The 16,745-nt window shown below is 73.7% G+C and carries 15 protein-coding genes and 1 pseudogene; 13 read left to right on the forward strand and 3 right to left on the reverse strand.

Features of this window, described 5'->3' with window-relative positions; all coding sequences use genetic code 11:
* Position 1: 1 nt before the first annotated feature.
* Positions 2 to 433 (reverse strand): nuclear transport factor 2 family protein, encoded by a 432-nt coding sequence (locus IE249_RS11345; protein ID WP_189704665.1) that lies wholly within the window; start codon positions 431 to 433, stop codon positions 2 to 4.
* A gap of 117 nt (positions 434 to 550) precedes the next feature.
* Here IE249_RS11345 and IE249_RS11350 point away from each other — a divergent pair, with 117 nt between their 5' ends.
* The 9 genes from IE249_RS11350 to IE249_RS11390 all read left to right on the forward strand — a co-directional run bounded on the left by IE249_RS11350 (position 551) and on the right by IE249_RS11390 (position 10,945).
* Positions 551 to 1,120, forward strand: a complete 570-nt coding sequence (locus tag IE249_RS11350; protein ID WP_189704666.1) for a PadR family transcriptional regulator — start codon at positions 551 to 553, stop codon at positions 1,118 to 1,120.
* Positions 1,121 to 1,161: 41 nt separating this feature from the next.
* Complete coding sequence (locus tag IE249_RS11355; RefSeq protein ID WP_189704667.1) at positions 1,162 to 4,140, forward strand: phosphoenolpyruvate synthase; 2,979 nt, start codon at positions 1,162 to 1,164, stop codon at positions 4,138 to 4,140.
* On the forward strand, positions 4,137 to 5,804 hold the full coding sequence (locus IE249_RS11360; protein WP_189704668.1) for a nucleotidyltransferase domain-containing protein: 1,668 nt from the start codon (positions 4,137 to 4,139) through the stop codon (positions 5,802 to 5,804). The genes IE249_RS11355 and IE249_RS11360 overlap by 4 nt, the downstream gene beginning before the upstream one ends.
* Positions 5,789 to 6,874, forward strand: a complete 1,086-nt coding sequence (locus tag IE249_RS11365; protein WP_189704669.1) for an SDR family oxidoreductase — start codon at positions 5,789 to 5,791, stop codon at positions 6,872 to 6,874. Before IE249_RS11360 ends, IE249_RS11365 begins: the two co-directional genes overlap by 16 nt.
* A complete protein-coding gene (locus tag IE249_RS11370; RefSeq protein WP_229858134.1) occupies positions 6,871 to 7,860 on the forward strand; it encodes a nucleoside-diphosphate kinase in 990 nt (329 codons plus the stop codon). Before IE249_RS11365 ends, IE249_RS11370 begins: the two co-directional genes overlap by 4 nt.
* Before the next feature lie 15 nt (positions 7,861 to 7,875).
* Positions 7,876 to 8,919 (forward strand): ScbA/BarX family gamma-butyrolactone biosynthesis protein, encoded by a 1,044-nt coding sequence (locus IE249_RS11375; RefSeq protein WP_189704670.1) that lies wholly within the window; start codon positions 7,876 to 7,878, stop codon positions 8,917 to 8,919.
* Positions 8,920 to 8,924: 5 nt separating this feature from the next.
* Positions 8,925 to 9,824 (forward strand): hypothetical protein, encoded by a 900-nt coding sequence (locus IE249_RS11380; protein ID WP_189704671.1) that lies wholly within the window; start codon positions 8,925 to 8,927, stop codon positions 9,822 to 9,824.
* Positions 9,821 to 10,474: a nitroreductase family protein gene (locus IE249_RS11385; protein ID WP_189704672.1), complete on the forward strand. Its 654-nt coding sequence runs from the start codon at positions 9,821 to 9,823 to the stop codon at positions 10,472 to 10,474. Before IE249_RS11380 ends, IE249_RS11385 begins: the two co-directional genes overlap by 4 nt.
* A gap of 126 nt (positions 10,475 to 10,600) precedes the next feature.
* Positions 10,601 to 10,945 (forward strand): hypothetical protein, encoded by a 345-nt coding sequence (locus IE249_RS11390; protein ID WP_189704673.1) that lies wholly within the window; start codon positions 10,601 to 10,603, stop codon positions 10,943 to 10,945.
* Between the two features lie 106 nt (positions 10,946 to 11,051).
* Here IE249_RS11390 and IE249_RS11395 read toward each other — a convergent pair whose 3' ends face one another.
* Together IE249_RS11395 and IE249_RS11400 are read right to left on the reverse strand one after the other, a co-directional pair.
* Positions 11,052 to 11,696 (reverse strand): ScbR family autoregulator-binding transcription factor, encoded by a 645-nt coding sequence (locus IE249_RS11395; protein WP_189704674.1) that lies wholly within the window; start codon positions 11,694 to 11,696, stop codon positions 11,052 to 11,054.
* 116 nt (positions 11,697 to 11,812) lie between these two features.
* Positions 11,813 to 12,445, reverse strand: a complete 633-nt coding sequence (locus IE249_RS11400) for a TetR family transcriptional regulator (protein ID WP_189704675.1) — start codon at positions 12,443 to 12,445, stop codon at positions 11,813 to 11,815.
* Between the two features lie 251 nt (positions 12,446 to 12,696).
* Between IE249_RS11400 and IE249_RS11405 the strand changes: the two genes are divergently transcribed.
* The 4 genes and pseudogenes from IE249_RS11405 to IE249_RS11420 form a co-directional block, all read left to right on the forward strand.
* Entirely contained in the window at positions 12,697 to 13,872 is a 1,176-nt protein-coding gene (locus IE249_RS11405) for a ScbA/BarX family gamma-butyrolactone biosynthesis protein (RefSeq protein ID WP_189704676.1), read from the forward strand.
* A complete protein-coding gene (locus tag IE249_RS11410; RefSeq protein WP_189704677.1) occupies positions 13,869 to 15,014 on the forward strand; it encodes an acyl-CoA dehydrogenase family protein in 1,146 nt (381 codons plus the stop codon). The genes IE249_RS11405 and IE249_RS11410 overlap by 4 nt, the downstream gene beginning before the upstream one ends.
* 187 nt (positions 15,015 to 15,201) lie before the next feature.
* Positions 15,202 to 15,996, forward strand: coding sequence for an HAD family hydrolase (locus tag IE249_RS11415; RefSeq protein ID WP_189704678.1), 795 nt, complete (start codon positions 15,202 to 15,204; stop codon positions 15,994 to 15,996).
* Between the two features lie 57 nt (positions 15,997 to 16,053).
* Positions 16,054 to 16,745, forward strand: a pseudogene (locus IE249_RS11420) (hypothetical protein); the annotation flags it as partial.

Raw genomic sequence — 16,745 nt, forward strand, 5'->3', positions numbered from 1 at the left:
CCTAGCGTTCGGCCGGCGCCGGTACGAGGCCGTCCTGGACCAGGCCGGCCAGCACGGCCTCGCCGAGCGCGTGCACCGCCGACTGCGGCCGGACCATGACCGTGAACTCCTTGATCCGGCCGTCGTCGTCGAAGTGCAGCAGGTCGATCCCGTGGATCTCCTTGCCGCCCGCCTTGGCGCGGAAGACCAGGATCGCCGACGGCGCGGGGGTGCCGTCGGCGCTGGTCTGCGCGGTGCCGGCGTACTGGCCGACGTAGCGGAAGTCCTCGAAGGTGCGCAGCAGGACCCGGAAGAGGCCCAGCACCATCGGCTTGCCCTCGAAGGGCGTGAACTTCACCGGGCTGTAGAAGCGGATGTCGTCCGTGAACAGGTCGTCCAGAGCTGCCAGGTCGCGGTTGTCGACGGCGGCGCGAAAGCGGTCTGCGGCGGTCATGCGCACTCTCCAGGGATGTCCAGGGGGCGTCCGGCATAGTCAGAATCATGACTAGTCACTTCCATGACTATCATGGCCGGTGTCATCGGCGGTAGGCACAGGAGAGGCGGGGATCCCATGGCGCTCCGGCACGCCGTGCTCGCGGCACTGCTCGACGGTGAACTCAGCGGCTACGAACTGGCGAAGGCGTTCGACCTCGGAGTGGCCAACTTCTGGCACGCCCGGCCCCAGCAGGTCTACGCCGAGCTGACCCGGCTGGAGGGGGACGGGTTCGTCGCGGGCCGCGAGGTCGTTCAGGAGGGCCGGCCCAACAAGCGTCTGTTCCGCGTCACCGACGCCGGCCTCGCGCAGTTGCAGAGCTTCACGGCCGCCGCCGCGAAACCCTCCTTCATCCGCGACGACCTGCTCGTCCAAGTGCAGGCCGCCGACCATGTGGACACCGGGGCCCTGATCGAGCGGCTGACCGAGCGGGCCGCCGTCGCCCGGGAGAAGGCCGGGCTCTTCACCAGGCTGCTGGGCACCATGCGGGGCGAGCGCACGGAGGAGGAATTCCTGCGCGACGGCGGCCGCGTGGGTCCGTATCTGACGTGCCAACGGGGTCTCGCCTTCGAAGAGGGCAATCGCGAGTGGTGCGAACACGTCATCGCGGTGCTGCGGGACCGGGCGAGGACGCGCCCGGACGACTGACGTATCGGCGCCGATCGTCCGGATCCGAACCATGGCCGGAAATGTTCAGGGGAACACCTGGAACGGTCCATGCGGGGGTTTTCACCGACGCGGCCGTGATACCTCTCTGTGAAGCCGAGAAGCGTCCTTCGGAGGGAATCGAGTTGTCGCTCACCGCTGGATCCGCTCCACAGCGCCTTCGCGTCCTCACCCCCGCGAGCGATGAGTCCGACATCACCCAATGGGCCGGTGGAAAGGGAAGAAACCTTTACACCCTCACAGCGTCCGGATTTCAAGTACCGCGTTGGTCGGTGCTCGGCCTGGACGTTTTCGCGGAATTCGCGCGCGGCAGCGGACTGGACGCGTACCTGGAGAGTCTGCCCGCCGACGGCCGGGGCGGCCGGGGCGGTTGGGACGGCCCGGACGGCCGGGTGCGGGAGGTCGCCGGTGAGGTCGCCGGTGAGATCGCCGCGCTGATCGAGAAGGCCCCTCTGGACGAGCCGGTCGCCGCCGCCATCGCCATCGCCTACCAGGAGGTGGGCGGAGGAGCGGTCGCGGTCCGCTCCTCCGGAGCGCAGGAGGACGGCACGCGGCACTCCTTCGCGGGCCAGTTCGACACCTTCCTCGACATCCGCGGCCCCGACCAGGTCGCCGCCCATGTCCGCCGCTGCTGGGCCTCCGGATTCTCCGAACGGTCCCTGCGCTACCGCGCGCGCTGCGGGCTGCCGTTGAACGCCGGCGGTGTGGCCGTCGTGGTGCAGCGGATGGTGCCCGCCGAGCGCAGCGGCGTGCTCTTCACGGCCGACCCGGCGACCGGCCGCACCGACCGTCATGTGGTCGGCGCGGTCCACGGACTGGGGGAGGGGCTGGTCTCCGGGTCGGTCGACGCCGACACCGTGGTCATGGACGCCACCACCGGCGAACCGCTCAAGGTCGAACCGGCGAGCGGCGAACGGGCCGACGGTGAATCGGCGAGCGGTCAGCAAATCGGCGAGGAGCCGGTGTTGAGCGCCGGCGACCTGGCCCTGCTGCACCGGACCGGAGTGCGGATCGCCGAACTCCAGGGCGCCCCGCAGGACATCGAGTGGGCGATCGCGGACGGCACCCTGTGGATCCTGCAGACCAGGCCCCTCACCGCCCTCGGCCGCGCGGCGGCGGACACCCGCCCGCCGCCCCCGGGCGAGGCGCGGCTGTGGGACAACTCCAACATCATCGAGAGCTTCGGCGGCGTGGTGTCCCCCCTGACCTACAGCTTCGCCGCCGACACCTACGCCAAGGTCTACGAGAGCTACGCCCGTGCCCTCGGAGTGCGCGGCGAGCGACTGCGCGAGGTGCGGGAGTGGACCCCGCACCTGCTCGGCTACTTCCACGGCCGGGTCTACTACAACCTGTACCACTGGTACCGCATGGTGCGCCTGGCCCCGCTGTACCCGCTCGGCCGCCGTGTGCTGGAGAAATCCCTGGGCGTCGCGGAGAGCATTTCCGACGAGTGCGCCGACGCGCTGCATCCCTTCACGCACAGGACCGGGCCGCGCGCCCGGTTTTCACAGCTGATCCGCACGGCCGTGTTCATCCGCAGGTTTCTGGCCATCGGAAAATCCGTGGACGCCTTCCACCGGGATTTCTACCGGGTGTATGAGGAATTCAACGACATCGACTACGACGCACTGCCCGGCGACGAGACATACCGGCGCTTTCGCCGCCTGCAACGGGAACTCATCGAAAAATGGGGCCCGATGCAGGTGCTGGACGCGACGATCCTCCTTTCCGTCGGCGTACTGGCGCTGCTCACCCGCCGCTGGCTGCCGGACGCCCCGGACTGGTTCACCTGGGCGGCGGCCGCGCCCGCGGGACCGGTGGAGTCCGCCGAACCGGCCCGCGCGCTGGCCGAGTTGGCGGAACTGGTGCGCACCGACGACGGGGCGCGGCGCCTGCTGGAGCGCACCGCCGACGCCGATGCCCGCGACGCCCTGCGCGAGGGCGGCCACACGCGGCTGCTGACCGCCGTCGACGCGTACGTCGCCGCCTACGGCTATCGCAGCCCCGACGAGCTCAAGCTCGAGGTGCCCGATCTCCGGGAGAACCCCGCGGGACTGTTCGCCCTGCTGCGCGAGGCGCTGGGGGAGGACTCGCCGGGCGGTGCCCGTGGTCGGGGCGGCACCGGCGGTCGCCACGGTGAAGCCGACGCCTATCTCGACGCCCACCTGCGCGGCCCCCGCCGCTGGGTGTACGAGCGGGTGCGGCGCAAGGCGCGGGCCGCGCTCACCGACCGGGAGCGGCTGAGGTTCTGCCGCACCCGTGCCTTCGGCGCCGCCAAGCGCATGCTGCGGGCGATGGGCCGCGACCTGGCCCGGGCCGGCGCGATCGAATCGTGGATTGACGTGTTCATGTTAAAACTGGCAGAGGTGGGCGGGGCCTACGAGGGTTCCCTGGCCCACGGCGAGCTGAAGGAACTGGCCGCACTGCGCCGCCGTCGACTCGCCGCCGACGCCGCTCTGCACGCGCCGGCCCGCTTCACCACCCACGGCGCCCCCTACTGGTCGGGCAATCTGGAACGCGCGGGCTGGACCGAGGGCCCCGCCGCCCGCAGCGGGATCCGTGAACTGCGCGGAACGCCCTGCTGCCCGGGCGTCGCCGAGGGACCCGCCATGGTCACCGACAGCCCCCGCGAGACCCGCGGGGCGATCCTCGTCGCCTACCGCACCGATCCCGGCTGGGTGCCCGCGCTGGCCTCGGCCGCCGCCGTGGTCGTCGAGCGCGGCAGCCCGCTCACCCATGTGGCCGTCGTCGCCCGCGAGTTGGGCGTGCCGACCGTCGTCCAGGTCCGCGGTGCCACCACCGAGATCCGTACCGGCACCCGGCTGCGCGTCGACGGCGCCGCGGGGACGGTCACCGTACTCGACGCCCCGGCCGCGCACGAGGACGCCCCGGCCGCCGACGACCCGGCCGCGCACGAGGACGCCCCGACCGCCGCCGCCGACGTCGGCCCGGCGCAGCCGCCGCCCGCCCAGGACAGCCGAAGGACGGAGAACCTTCCGTGATCCTCACCGAGGACCAACTGCAGGACCTGCTCGACAAGTCCCTCGCCGAGCTGCCCGGAACCGAACGCTTCGCCGTGGTGCTCGAAGGCTCCGTCGCCGAAGGCTTCGGCAACCCCTCCTCCGACATCGACTTCCTGCTCGTCGGCCGCGGCGGCGAGGACCTGCCGACCATGCCCTCGCTGCTCTTCGTGGACGGCCGCCGGGTGGAGGTCCGCACCCGCTCCGCCGGCCAGCTCGCCGACCAGTTCGCCAGGCTGGAGGACCGGTCCCGGCGCCCCGGCACCCTCGACGAGGACCTCCTCAACCGCTGTCAGCGGTTCCTGCACAGCCATCCGCTGCGCGGCCGCGTCCTGGCCGACGAGGTCAAGGCCCTCATGCCCGCCGAGCGGTTCCGCCGTATCGCCGCCGACTGGTGGGCCCACCGCGCCCGCCAGTCCCTGCGGCACGCCGAGGCACTGCTCTGCCTCGGCGCCGGCGACGAGGCCGTCGACTGGAGCCGCGCCGCACTCGTCCAGGCGGTCAAGGCGTGGGCGGCCGGCCGGGGTGAGACCTACCTCGAACCCAAATGGCTCTCCCTCCAGTTGGACCGCATCGGCCGGGCCGACGTGCGCGACCGGTACTGGGAGCTGCAGTCCGCCCATCCCGCGCCCGGCGACCCCGACGCCGCCCGCGGTCACCTGAGCGACTGCGTCGGCTTCGTCACCGGCCTCGGTCTGACCGGTGTGCGCGGCGGCCCGGGCAGGATCACCGTACGGCGGGCGCCCGGAGTGACGACCTGGCAGACCGGGGAGCGCACCCACGTCGTCCGGCGGCGCCGCGAGGTGTTCGCGCTCGGCGACCGCAGCGGAGCCGTCTGGCGCTCGCTCGTCCCGGGCCGGTCCCTGCCCCGGGCGATCGCCGTGGCCGAGGACCCCGGCGCCCCGTCGCCCGGTCCGCTGCTGGCCGCGTTCTGGCGCTACGGGCTGATCCGGCTGGCGTGGAAGGGCGGCGGTACGATCAGCGCCTCGCTGCCGCTGGCCGCGCCGCCCGGCCCGGTCACACCGCCGCCCTCCCGCACCCGGCCCCTGCTGTCCGTGGGCGGCGCCGCCGTCGGCGGGCCCGACGCCGTCGAACTGGTCCCGCTGCCCGCCGAACGCTTCGCCGCGGCCGCCATGAACCTCGTGTGGTCCAACGTGGTCGTCGAGAACGCGATCGAGGATCTGACCGGCGCCCTGGCGCGCGGCCAGTGGCGGGTCGCCGAACTCACCGCCCGCCGGGCCGTGCACGCGGCGCTGCGGGGCCTGTTCAGCGCGTACGGAGTCCACCCGCTGCCCGCCGACTGCGACCTCGTCCACCGCATGGACCTGCTGCCCCGCGCCACCGGGCCGATCCGCACCCGCGCCCGTCAACTCCTGCGCCGTACCGCCGGATCGGCCGCGCAGGGCGAGAGCCTGCACGCGGACCTGCGCGCCTTCGTCGCCCTGGTGCGCGACGCCAGCGGCAGCGACGGCTTCCCCTCCTGCTTCGACTCCGCCGACGCCTGGCGGGCCACGCTGGAGCTCGGCTACGACTGGCTGCGCATCGGCACCCACCTGGACGTGGAACTGCCCATCGACGAGGCCCGCGACCTCCTCGCCGGCCGCGGCGCCCACCCCTGGAGGACCGACTCATGGCCGACGCCCTGACGGTGCTGGTCACCGGCGCCGGCGGATTCGTGGGCGCCGAGGTGACCGCACGGCTCACCGCCGCCGGACACACCGTGCTCGCCCTGCTGCACCACCGCACCGGCATCGTCCGCAACGACGGCCGGGAACTGCGCCCCGCCCCCGGCGCCCTCACCCCGCTCACCGGCGACATCACCCGCCCCGGCCTCGGACTGAGCCACGGCGACCGGCGCCTGGCCCGGACCGCCGACCGCATCGTGCACTGCGCCGCCGTCACCGACTTCGGACTGCCCGAGGAGCGCTACGACGACGTCAACGTGCGCGGCACCCGGCACGTCCTCGACCTGGCCCTCGCCGCCCGCATCCCGCTCGTCCACCTCAGCACCGCGTACGTCTGCGGGGAGCGCGACGGCACCGCGTACGAGGACGAACTCGACGTCGGCCAGACCCCCGGCAACGGCTACGAGCGCAGCAAGCTCACCGCGGAGACCATGGTCCGCAAGGCCGCCGCCGAGGGGCTGCCCGTGACGGTGGTGCGCCCGACCATCGTCACCGGCGCCGCCCGCACCGGCCGCGTCCGCGACTTCAAGACCGTCTATCCCGTGCTCAAGGTCTTCACCAGGGGCCTGGTGAGCACCGCGCCCGGCCACTACGACGCCGTACTGGACCTGGTCCCCGTCGACCGCGTCGCCGGCCTGGTGGCCGCGGCCGCCCTCCGCTTCCGCGCCGCCGAGGGCCGCACCCTCCACGCGTCCGGGCACGAACTCACCCTGCGGGACTTCTCAGACGTCCTCGCCGAGTACCCGTCCTTCCGCGTGCCGAGGTTCGTCCCGCCGTCCGCGTTCTCCGCCGCCGCCCTGCCCGGACGCGAACGCCCCTACTACGAGCGTGTCATCGCCCACTACGACACCTACTTCCGGCGCCGCGTCCACTTCGACGACACCCACGCCGCCGCCTTCGCCCCCTTCGGTCCCGGACGCGGGCGGACCTACCTGCGCCGCCTCCTCGACCACTGCCTCGAGACCGGCTACCTCGGCGCGCCCCCGCCGAAGGCACCGGCCCACCGCCCTGCCCACGGGAGCCCCCAGTGACGTACGACCCCGACCGCGCGCACCCCACCCCGCCGCACGGCATCGCCGTCCCGCCCCAGCTCACCTGCCACCCCGCCAAACAGTGCCTCTACGGGGCCGACACCTACTACCAGGAGGCCCACGGCCAACTCGCCGGTCTCACCGGCGACATCACCGGCTTCGCCCACCGGCACGCGGCGCTGCTGCTGAAGCCGGACGCCGTGGTGGCCCGCAGGCTGGAGGCGGCCGTCCAGTGGCTTGGCGAGCGGCGCTTCCGGATCGTCGGCGCCGCCGTCACCCACCTGACCCGGACCATGATCCGCGCCCTGTGGTACTTCCAGTGGAACATCGCCACGCCGTACCGCAGGCGGCTCGCCGCGCTCTTCCTGGAGGACGCCGACGCCCTGGTCCTCGTCGTCCGGCCCGAGCGCGCCCCGGACGTGCCCGCCACCGTGGAACTCACCCGGCTCAAGGGGCCCACCGATCCCGCCGCACGGGTGCCCGGCCAGCTGCGCCACCGCCTCGGCCGCTACAGCTACCTGCTGAACCTCGTGCACACCCCCGACGAACCAGCCGACCTGCTGCGGGAGCTGGCCGTCCACTTCGACGAGACCGAACGCCGCCGCCTCCTCACCCACGCGCTGGCCGGTGAGGACCGCACCGCGCACGCCCTGGAACTCGCCGGCCGGCTCCACGCCGCCACCAAGCCGCGCGAGCTCGGCTTCGAACCCGCCCTCGACCGGCTGCGCCGGGACCTGGCCCGCACCCTCGGCCCCGGCACGCCCACCGACCCGCGCGGCCTCGCGGAAGCGGCCCTGCGGCACCAACTCGACGCCGGGGGCGCGGACTTCGGTGACGCGGGCATCGACCGCTGGGACACCGTCGTCGTCGGCTCCGCGGTGCTCCCCATGCGCCAGCCCGGCCGTGCCCCCGTCCTCGACGGCGCCGGCACCGAGACATGGCGCCGCCATCTGGCCGCGCTCCCGCACCACTCCCCAACCCCCTGAAGGAGGCGCACCCCCATGCAGTTCGCCCGGACACTCCCCAAGGAGCTGGTGCACCGGGCCGCGATCGCCGAGGTCTTCCTGACCGACGCGGAGCGCCGGAGCGAGGACGAGGTGCTGCTCGCCGCACAGCTTCCCCGCCGCCACCCCTTCTACGACGACACCCTCGCCCCGCACACCCACCACGATCCCTTCATGCTGCTGGAGGCCTGCCGCCAGGGCATCTTCGTGGTGGCCCACCGCTGCTTCGACGTACCGCTCGGGCACAAGTTCCTGCTCCGCACGGTCGGGTTCGAGGTCCTCGACCCGGCCGCGCTGACACCGGGGGACACCCCGACGGAGGCCGTCATCGGCGCCCGGGTCCAGCGCCGGTTCAGCTGCCGGTCGGGGACGACGGGACTGCGGCTGGCCTTCACCGTCGCCGTCGGCGCACGCCGGGCCATGACCGCGCGCATCGACTACTCCTGGATGGGGCCGCGGGACTGGACACGGCTGCGGGCCAAGCAGCGCGGCGCGTTCGGCCTGTTCCAGCCGCCGGCCGCCCTGCGCGGGCCGCGCGCCGAACCCGGCCTGGTGGGCCGCCGCGACCCCGCCAACGTGGTCGTCTCACCGCCGCACAGCACCGGTGACGGCGGCCGCGCGGCCCGCCTGGTCGCCCAGACCACCCACCCGACGCTCTACGACCACTGGGTGGACCACGTGCCCGGCATGCTGGAGCTGGAGGCGTGCCGGCAACTGGCCCTGGCCGCCGCGACCGAGGACGCCGGGCACAGGCTCACAGCCCTGCCTGTGAGCCTGTCCGCGCGCTTCCGCCGCTTCGCCGAGATGGACCTGCCCCTGCTCTGCCTCACCGGCGCGCCCGCGCCCGGCGAGGACGCCGACTGCGCCCTGCTCCAGCTGGGCAGCCCGGTGGCCGAGGTTCGTATCGGCTTCGCCGGGCGGGACACGGCCGAGGCCGACCTCGTCGGTGCGGCGAGCGCGGGCGCGGGCGCGGGCGCGGGTGCCGGCGCCGGTGAGGGCGCGGGCCTGCGGGCCGGTACCGGAGGACGGCCGCTGCTGTGACTTGCGTGGGTACCGTCCCCGTCTCCCGCGTGCCCGCCAGGCTCGCCCGCTTCGTCCTGCGCATGTTCCGCCCGCAGGTCTACGTCACCTACGGCCTGCTGTGGACCCTGGCCCTTGAGTCCTCGGCGGTGAGCCTGACCGGCACGCCCTGGCGGCCGTCCGGGGCCACCTGGGTGCGGGTGGCGAGCGTCGTGCTCGCGCTGCTGTTCCTGCGGATGCTGGACGAGCAGAAGGATTTCGGGTACGACCGCGTCCACCACCCGGACCGGCCCCTGGTCACCGGCGCGATCACGACGGCCGAACTGCGCGCCGGCATGGCCGCGTCGACCGCCGTGGTCACCGGCCTGAACGCCGCGCTGTCCCCGGCCGCCGTCCTGCTCGTCCTCGCCGCGCTCGGCTACGGGCTGCTCCTGGCCCCCGTGGAGAACCTGTCCGCGGCCGTGCGTGAGCGGCCGCTGCTCGGTCTCGCGGTCGCCTACCCGGTGCAGGTGCTGCTCGGCTGCTATGTGTACGGATCGACGGCCGCGGCCGGAACCGTCACCGCCGACTGGCGCGGTGCCGTGCTGCTCGCCCTGTGCGCCTGTGTCTTCCTCCACTTCGAGTTCGCCCGCAAGACCGCCTGGGAGACGCGGCCCGGAGAGCGCCTGTACTCGGCGGTCCTCGGCCCCCGGCGCAGCGCGGCGGTCACCGCGGCCCTCGCGGCGGGCGCGGTCGTCTGCCAGATCGTCCTGTTCCTGCCGGACGGTCCGGCCGGGCTGCTGCCCTGCCTCATGGCCACCCTGCCGGCCTGGGGCCTGCGGCGGTTCCTCACGGCCCGGAGCGGCGGCTGGCCGATGCCGGCCGCGGCGGGCTTCGTGGCGGGCACCCACCTCGCCCTGACCGTCCGCGCGGCGGTGCTGCCATGATCCTCGAACGGCCCTTGTCGTGCGAGGAGTTGCTCACCACCACCCGCACCGTGCGGCGCGGCCTGGACCTGGACCGGAAGGTGGACCCGGCCCTCGTCGAGGACTGTCTGCGCATCGCCCTCCAGGCGCCCAACGGCAACAACCGCCAGAACTGGCGCTGGATCCTGGTCACCGACCCGGATCTGCGCGCCGCGCTCGCCGGGGTGTACCGGGCCGCCTTCCACGACCGCAACGCGGCCGACCTGGCGCGGATCGACGAACTGCCCGGGCGGGCCCGTTCGGTGCTCGCCTCCGCGCGGCTGCTGGCCGAACGCCTCCACCGGGTCCCGGTCTTGGTGATCCCCTGCCTCCAACTGGCCGACGCCCGGCTGCCGCAGGGCAACCAGGCCGGCCTGTGGGCGTCCCTGCTGCCCGCCGCCTGGAGCTACGCTCTGGCGGCGCGCAGCCGTGGCCTGGTCACCGCCTGGACCGCCGTCCACCTGGACCGCGAGCAGGAGGCCGCGGACCTGCTCGGCCTGCCGCCCACCGTCCGCCAGGGCGCCCTCCTGCCGACCGCGTACCCGCTGCGCGCCACCTTCCGCCCGGGCCCGCGCCTGCCCCTGGAGGAGGTCCTGCACCGCGACGGCTGGCAGGGCGGCGGGTGTGCATGAAGCCTGCGGCGCACCGCCGTTGTCGGTGCCGTGCTGCACAATGCAGCCGAAAGCGAGATCGACATCCTCCGCGCGGGGTAGGCGATCCCTGCCCCCCCGCCGCTCCATCGAGGAAGGCCACCGCTGATGCAGCCCGTTCCCGACCCGGCACGCGCCGGCGACACGCGTGCGAGCGCCGACCTGCTGCGCGTCATAGGTGACCCCGGCACCGCCGTCTTCCTCACCGTGCGCCCGGACGGCCGCCGCAGATACTGCTACTGGCAGCCGCCCGAGCCGGGCACCGGCCGCACCGGCTGCTACGTCGCCCTGCCCACGGCCGCCTGCGACGCGCTGCACTCCGCCGGGCGCATCACCCTCGGCGAACCCCTCGTGGACCCCGCGCGTACCACGTACCGGGTCCGCGCCGTCCGCAAGGCTCCCCGCACCCCGGCCATGTCCCCCCGCCTGGTGCCGGTGGTCCGCGCCGCCTGACCTGCTCCTCGCGCGGCGGCTACCCGCCGGCCGGCCCGGCCGGGCGGCCCCCGTCCGCGCCCGCCGCACGCCCCGGAGCGTCACCGAGGCGTACGCCGGGGAGCGGTCAGGTCTGGTCCGGGTCCGGCGGGAGCACGGCCTCCAGGGTGATGTCGCGCAGTTCGCGCCAGCGTTCCATGAGGTCGGCGCGGTGGTGCAGGACGTCGGAGATGTGCTGCATGCCGTAGAAGGAGGAGACGACGACCCGGGCGGCGGTGCGCGGGGTGAGGCCCCTCTTCAGCTGACCCGCGCGCTCGGCCTCCTCGAAGAGGCCGGCGAGGAGGTCGATCCAGCCGACGTAGGGCTCGGGCAGCGGCGTGCCGATCAGCGACCGCTCGGACTGCAGGCGCGCGCCGGCCTGGATGGTGCGGTCGGTGTGGAAGGCCTGGGCGGTGCGGTCCAGCAGGGCGAGGATGGTCGAGCGCGGGTCCAGGTTCTCGGTGCGCACCTCTCGCAGGAGCGCGGGCCACCGGTCGTAGTTGCTCTCCACGACCGCGATGGCCATGGCCTCCTTGTTCTTGAAGTGGAAGTAGACCGCGCCCTTGGTCATGCCCACGCGCTCGGCGATGTCGACGATGGAGGTGGCGTCGTAGCCGCGCTCGGCGAAGAGTTCGGCCGCGGTCTCCAGCACCTGGGCACGGGTGCGGACGGCGCGTTCCTGCTTGGGTTCGCGGCCCGCCGTGGCACGGGCGGCGGTGGGCGAGGGGGTCATGAGTATTCGGCCTTTCCGGCGGGCGGCACGGCGGGTGAAGCGGACGCCGTGCTTCTGGTTCCTTGACCAAGGGTCTCAAAGATCCGCATGGCGATATACCTTCGTGACGGTATATTTTATCGCTCGAGCATGGCTCGGGCGCCGGGGCAGGGGTCCGTGGACGGGCCGGGCGAGCGCAGCGCGGTGGCCACGACCACCCACAACTCCTCGATACGGTCCTTGACGGGCACCTCGCGCTGCGCGCGGGGCACGTGCTGGAACCCGAGGACCAGCGACAGCAGGATCTGCGCCACGGCCTCGGTGGAGCACCGCATCCGTATCTCCCCGCTCTCCTGGGCGCGGCGGGTGTGGTGGACCAGGAAGCACCAGACCTCCGTCAGCAGCGGTCCGCCGGCCAGGCTGTCGCCGGGCATCTCCGAGGCGAGGCGGAAGGCCGCGCGTACCCGTACGTCGGCCCAGACCTCCAGCGCCAGCGACACCGTGAGGGTGCGCAGCGCCGTCAGCGGCGCCAGCCGCGCCGAGTCGATGTCGGCCAGCAGCCGGGCCCATACGGCGGCGCCGTGCCGGACGAGGGTGCGGGCCAGGTCCTCCTTGGAGGAGAAGTGGCCGTAGAGCGCGCCCTTGGTGAGTTCGGTGTGGGCGATGACGCCGCCGAGTGTCGTGCGTGCGTAGCCGAGGGAGACGAACTCCTCGGCGGCGGCGTCCAGGATCGCCTCGTAAGTGCGCCGTGCGCGTTCCTGCTTGACCATGTCCGTGCCACCTCCTTCGTCCGGTGCGCCGCATCGCCAAGAAAATACCATCGCCCAGGTATGTTTTGCCCGCTCGGACGTCCGGTTCCCGGTCGCGGCCACCGCCGGGCGGTGCGGGTCTCGGGGAATCTCGTTGCAATATACCTTCGCGGAGGTATATTTCTTTCGCGGTCGGCGGGGGAGCGGGACGCCTCGGCGAGCTACGTGTGTGCTCAGCGTCTGAATCATCCATCTGCTCTGGGGGGCAAGTAATGAGTGGTGACGTGTTGGCGGCGGACGTACCGGCGGACATACCGGCAGGCACGCGGGAAGGGGCGCGTGGCGAGTCGCGGGGGGCGGGCTTCGAGCGCACCGTTCCGCAGGAACTCGTGCACAAGACGGCGGCGGGGGAGGTGTTGCTGACCGACGCGGTGCGCGTGCGCCCCGGCCACTTCTACCTCGCCGTGCGCACCCCCGACGGGCACGGGCTGTACCACCCGGACGCGGCCGGGCGCACCGATCCCACCCTCTTCGTGGAGATGCTGCGGCAGGCGGCCATCTACCTCTCGCACCGCTTCTACGGGGTGCCCCTCGACCACCCGTTCATCTTCTGCGGCCTCGACTTCGACGTGCCGCCGCCCGCCCCGGACGACGCTCACGACGGGGCCGTGGTCCTGGAGGTCCACTGCCGGGAGACCAAGGAGCGCACCCCCAGGCGTGCGGCGATGAGTCTGCGGGCGCAGCTGCTGTCCTCGGGCGGCGTCCGCGCCACCGGAAGCGTCACCTGGCAGGCCGTCGACCCCGCCCGCTACACGGCCCTGCGCACCCGCGGTGCCGGCGGCACCCCGCCGCCCGCCGCCGGAACCGCGGTGGCCGTGACGCCGCCCGGTGCGAGGGTGATGCAGCCCGAACTGGTCGGCCGCGAGGACGCGATGGACGTGGTCATCGCCGAACTCGCGCCGCCGGACAACGTCTTGGCCGGGGAGCGGCCGGGGCAGGACTCCGCGCCGGAGACATTCCTGGAGCCGGGGGACACCTGGGCGCTGCACGTCGACCAGTCGCACCCGGTCTTCTTCGACCACCCCAGCGACCACGTCCCCGGCATGCTGCTCCTGGAGGCCGTACGCCAGGCGTCCCGGGCCGCGCTGGGACCGGCCCCCGCTCCGCTGTACGAGTGGACGATGTCCGGGGGCGGCGTCGAGTTCGCCGCGTACTGCGAACTGACCGCGCCCACCTGGCTCGTCGTCCGCACCTCGCCCGGCGACGACACGGCCGACGAGGTCACGCTCCACGTGGAGACGGTGCAGAACGGCAGGAGCGTGGCGTCGGGCACGGCCCACTGGAGCGCGGCCCCGGAGTGGGGTGCGCCGGGTGTGAGCCGCGCGTCCGGTGTGACCGCCGCATCCGGTGTCAGCGGTGCCGCCGGCGCCGAAGAGGCCGGCGCGTGAGCGCGCCCGCCGTTCCGGTCGCCGGCGACCACGACGCGGAACAGGAAACCGCGCACACCGCTGGTGGTCTCTCGCCGCGCCGCGCGGCCCGGATCGCGGCCTGGCACGCCGAGGAGGCCGACCGCGTACGCCGCCTGAACCCGGACGTGGTCGGCGAGTTGACCAGGGCCGGCTTCAACAGGCACTTCGTGCCCGCCCGGCACGGCGGTACGGAAGGAACGTTCACCTCCCTCGTCGACGCGGCCGCGCACGTGGGCGAGGGCTGCGCGTCGGCCGCCTGGGTCGCCACGCTCTTCGCCGCCCACGGCCGGATCGCCTCATACCTCCCCGGCCGCGCCCGGAGCGAGCTGTGGGACGCCACCCCCGACACCGGGATCGCGGCCGGCATCGCACCGCCCCGGCTCGACGCCGCCGCCGTGCCCGGCGGCTGGCGGCTCACCGGAGAGTGGCCGAACGTCAGCGGCGCCGACTTCGCCGACTGGGTGCTGCTGGCGGCCCGGGCCGGTGACGACGGCCCCGGAGACGGGTTGCCCACCCTCTTCCTCGTCCCGGCCGAGGACTGCGCCGTGCTCGACACCTGGCACCCGGCCGGCATGCGCGGCACCGGCAGCAACACCGTGCGCGTCGAGGGCGCCTTCGTGCCGGGGCACCGCGCGGTGCCGCGCGACCGGCTGCTGCGCCCGCTCGATCCGGGCGCGGCGCGCTGCCACAGCGTTCCCTATCCCTTCGTGGCGGCGCTCATGTTCGCCGCCCCGGTGCTCGGCGCGGCCCGGGGCGCGCAGGCGGAGTGGATCCGTACGGTGAAAAACCCAATACCCTCCCTCGACAGCGCACTTGCCCGGTCGTCGGCCGAACTGCGCGCCGCGGAACTGCTGCTGCGCACCGCCGCGGAGCGCGCCGACACCGCGCCCGTGGCACCCTTGACGGTGGCCGAGACGGTACGGGACGTGGTGGCCGCCGTGGAACTGTGCGGGACCGCCGTGGACCGGCTCGCGCACGCGGACGGCGGCCCGAGCCCGTCCGAGTCGCAGGAGAATCCGGTCCGGCGCCGCCTGCGCGACATCCGCACCGCGTCGACGCACGCGATGCTCCGCTTCGAACCCTCGGCGCGCTCCTACGCGCGGGCCGTCCTCGGGGCGTAGAACTCCCCAGGTCTCTCAAGGCCTTTCACGCACTCACGCATCCAGGGCCGCCGGGGCGGACGGACACCACACCGGCCCCGGCGGCCTCCCGCGCCCACACCTCGTCCCCAGAAGGGATCGGCATGCAGCGCGAACACGCGCCCGCCCCGGTGCGCCTCGTACCCACCCGTCCGCGAGGGGCCGCCGCATGACCCGGCGGTACGCCTTCTTCGACCTCGACGGAACCCTGCTCGCCGAGAAGAGCATGCTCGGCTTCTGGCAGCACTGGTCGGCACTGGCCGCCCGCGAGGGCCGCACACCTCCTCCGCCGCGCACCACGGGCGCGGACCGTGAGACCCTGAACCGGGCGTACTTCGCCCACTTCGCGGGCGTCCCGCTCGCACGCTTCCGTACGGCCGCACGGCAGTGGTACGCGCACTACCGCCGCCGGCCCGACGCCTACCTGGTCGGCCCGTTGGACGCCCTGGCCCGGCACCGCGCCCTGGGGCACGAGGTCGTGCTCGTCACCGGCTCCGGCGCGGTCCTGGTCGAACCCGTCGCCGAGGATCTCGGCGTGCGACGGGTCCTGGCCACCGAGCAAGTGACCGACGACGAGGGGACGCTCACCGGTGAGGTGCGCCGCTCGATGATCGGAGCGGCGAAGGAGGAGGCCGTCGTCGGTCTGATCGAACGCGCGGGAGTGCGCGCCGGGGACTGCTTCGCCTACGGCGACCACGCCAGCGACCTGCCGATGCTGTCCCTGGTGGGGCATGCCGTGGTCGTGGGCGACGACCCGGTACTGGCCGCGCGTGCGGCCGCCCGCGGCTGGCGCTCGCTGCCGGCGCACAGGGGTCCGCACCCGGGTGGTGTGACCGTCCCTGGAAAAAATACCTTCGAGCGGGTATGTTATTCGCGTGCTCCGGAAACCAGGGGAGACAGAGCGGATGCGGTCACAGGACACCTGCCACGAGCCGGACACCGTACGAACGGTCCGGGCGCCTGACGGGCGACCCGCTCACCGCCTCGCCCCACCGAGGCTGTGCGAAAGGCAGCAGACGGCATGAGTGCACCGACCATCGGGCCCCAGGCCCTCAGGCTCTTCGCGTACGCGTCGGCCCGCGGCGACTGGACGGTGCGCAGCGCCTGCGAGCAACTCGCCACCAGCGTCGAGGAGGTGGAGCAGGCCCGCCGCCAGCTCCTCGGACTCGGCCTGCTCGTCGAGACGCCCCGCGGCACCGGCGCGGCCGACGGCACGGAGACCGCCGGCGAGCACACGGCCCGCGCCACCGCGCCCGAGGCCGCCCTGCTCAGGCTGCTCACGGCCGAGGAGGAGGCCGCCGCGGAACTCACCGAGCAGATACGCCGCACCCGCGAGCGCATCGGCGCGGTGCGGGAGGTGTTCCTGCCCCTGCACACCGCCCGCGGTGCGGGCCCCGGTGTCGAGGTGGTGACCGGCCGGGCCAACATCGCCCGGGTGCTCGGCGACCTCGCCGACGTGGCCACCTCCGAGATCCTGAGCACCCACCCCGGTGCCGTCCTGCCGCCCGCCGTCCTCGCGGAGGGGCTGGAGCGCGATCTGCGGGTGCTCGGCCGGGGAGTGTCGGTGCGCAGCATCCACCTGCGGCCGATGACCCGGATCACGCACGGGACGACCCACCTTCAGCGACTGCGGGACGCCGGCGCCCAGGTGCGGATCGCCAGCATCCTTCCCTTCCGTTTCGTCCTGGTCGACCGTGTGCAGGCCCTGGTGCC

It is taken from the genome of Streptomyces anandii JCM 4720, assembly GCF_014650655.1.
Classification (GTDB): Bacteria; Actinomycetota; Actinomycetes; order Streptomycetales; family Streptomycetaceae; genus Streptomyces; species Streptomyces anandii.

Excerpts from the sequence above, each read along its gene's own strand:
- IE249_RS11345 (WP_189704665.1), bottom strand. The coding sequence starts at position 433 with ATGACCGCCGCAGACCGCTTTCGCGCCGCCGTCGACAACCGCGACCTG.
- IE249_RS11395 (WP_189704674.1), bottom strand. The coding sequence starts at position 11,696 with ATGACCCCCTCGCCCACCGCCGCCCGTGCCACGGCGGGCCGCGAACCC.
- IE249_RS11405 (WP_189704676.1), top strand. The coding sequence starts at position 12,697 with ATGAGTGGTGACGTGTTGGCGGCGGACGTACCGGCGGACATACCGGCA.
- IE249_RS11355 (WP_189704667.1), top strand. The coding sequence starts at position 1,162 with ATGTTCAGGGGAACACCTGGAACGGTCCATGCGGGGGTTTTCACCGAC.
- IE249_RS11350 (WP_189704666.1), top strand. The coding sequence starts at position 551 with ATGGCGCTCCGGCACGCCGTGCTCGCGGCACTGCTCGACGGTGAACTC.
- IE249_RS11385 (WP_189704672.1), top strand. The coding sequence starts at position 9,821 with ATGATCCTCGAACGGCCCTTGTCGTGCGAGGAGTTGCTCACCACCACC.
- IE249_RS11415 (WP_189704678.1), top strand. The coding sequence starts at position 15,202 with ATGACCCGGCGGTACGCCTTCTTCGACCTCGACGGAACCCTGCTCGCC.
- IE249_RS11375 (WP_189704670.1), top strand. The coding sequence starts at position 7,876 with ATGCAGTTCGCCCGGACACTCCCCAAGGAGCTGGTGCACCGGGCCGCG.
- IE249_RS11400 (WP_189704675.1), bottom strand. The coding sequence starts at position 12,445 with ATGGTCAAGCAGGAACGCGCACGGCGCACTTACGAGGCGATCCTGGAC.
- IE249_RS11365 (WP_189704669.1), top strand. The coding sequence starts at position 5,789 with ATGGCCGACGCCCTGACGGTGCTGGTCACCGGCGCCGGCGGATTCGTG.
- IE249_RS11390 (WP_189704673.1), top strand. The coding sequence starts at position 10,601 with ATGCAGCCCGTTCCCGACCCGGCACGCGCCGGCGACACGCGTGCGAGC.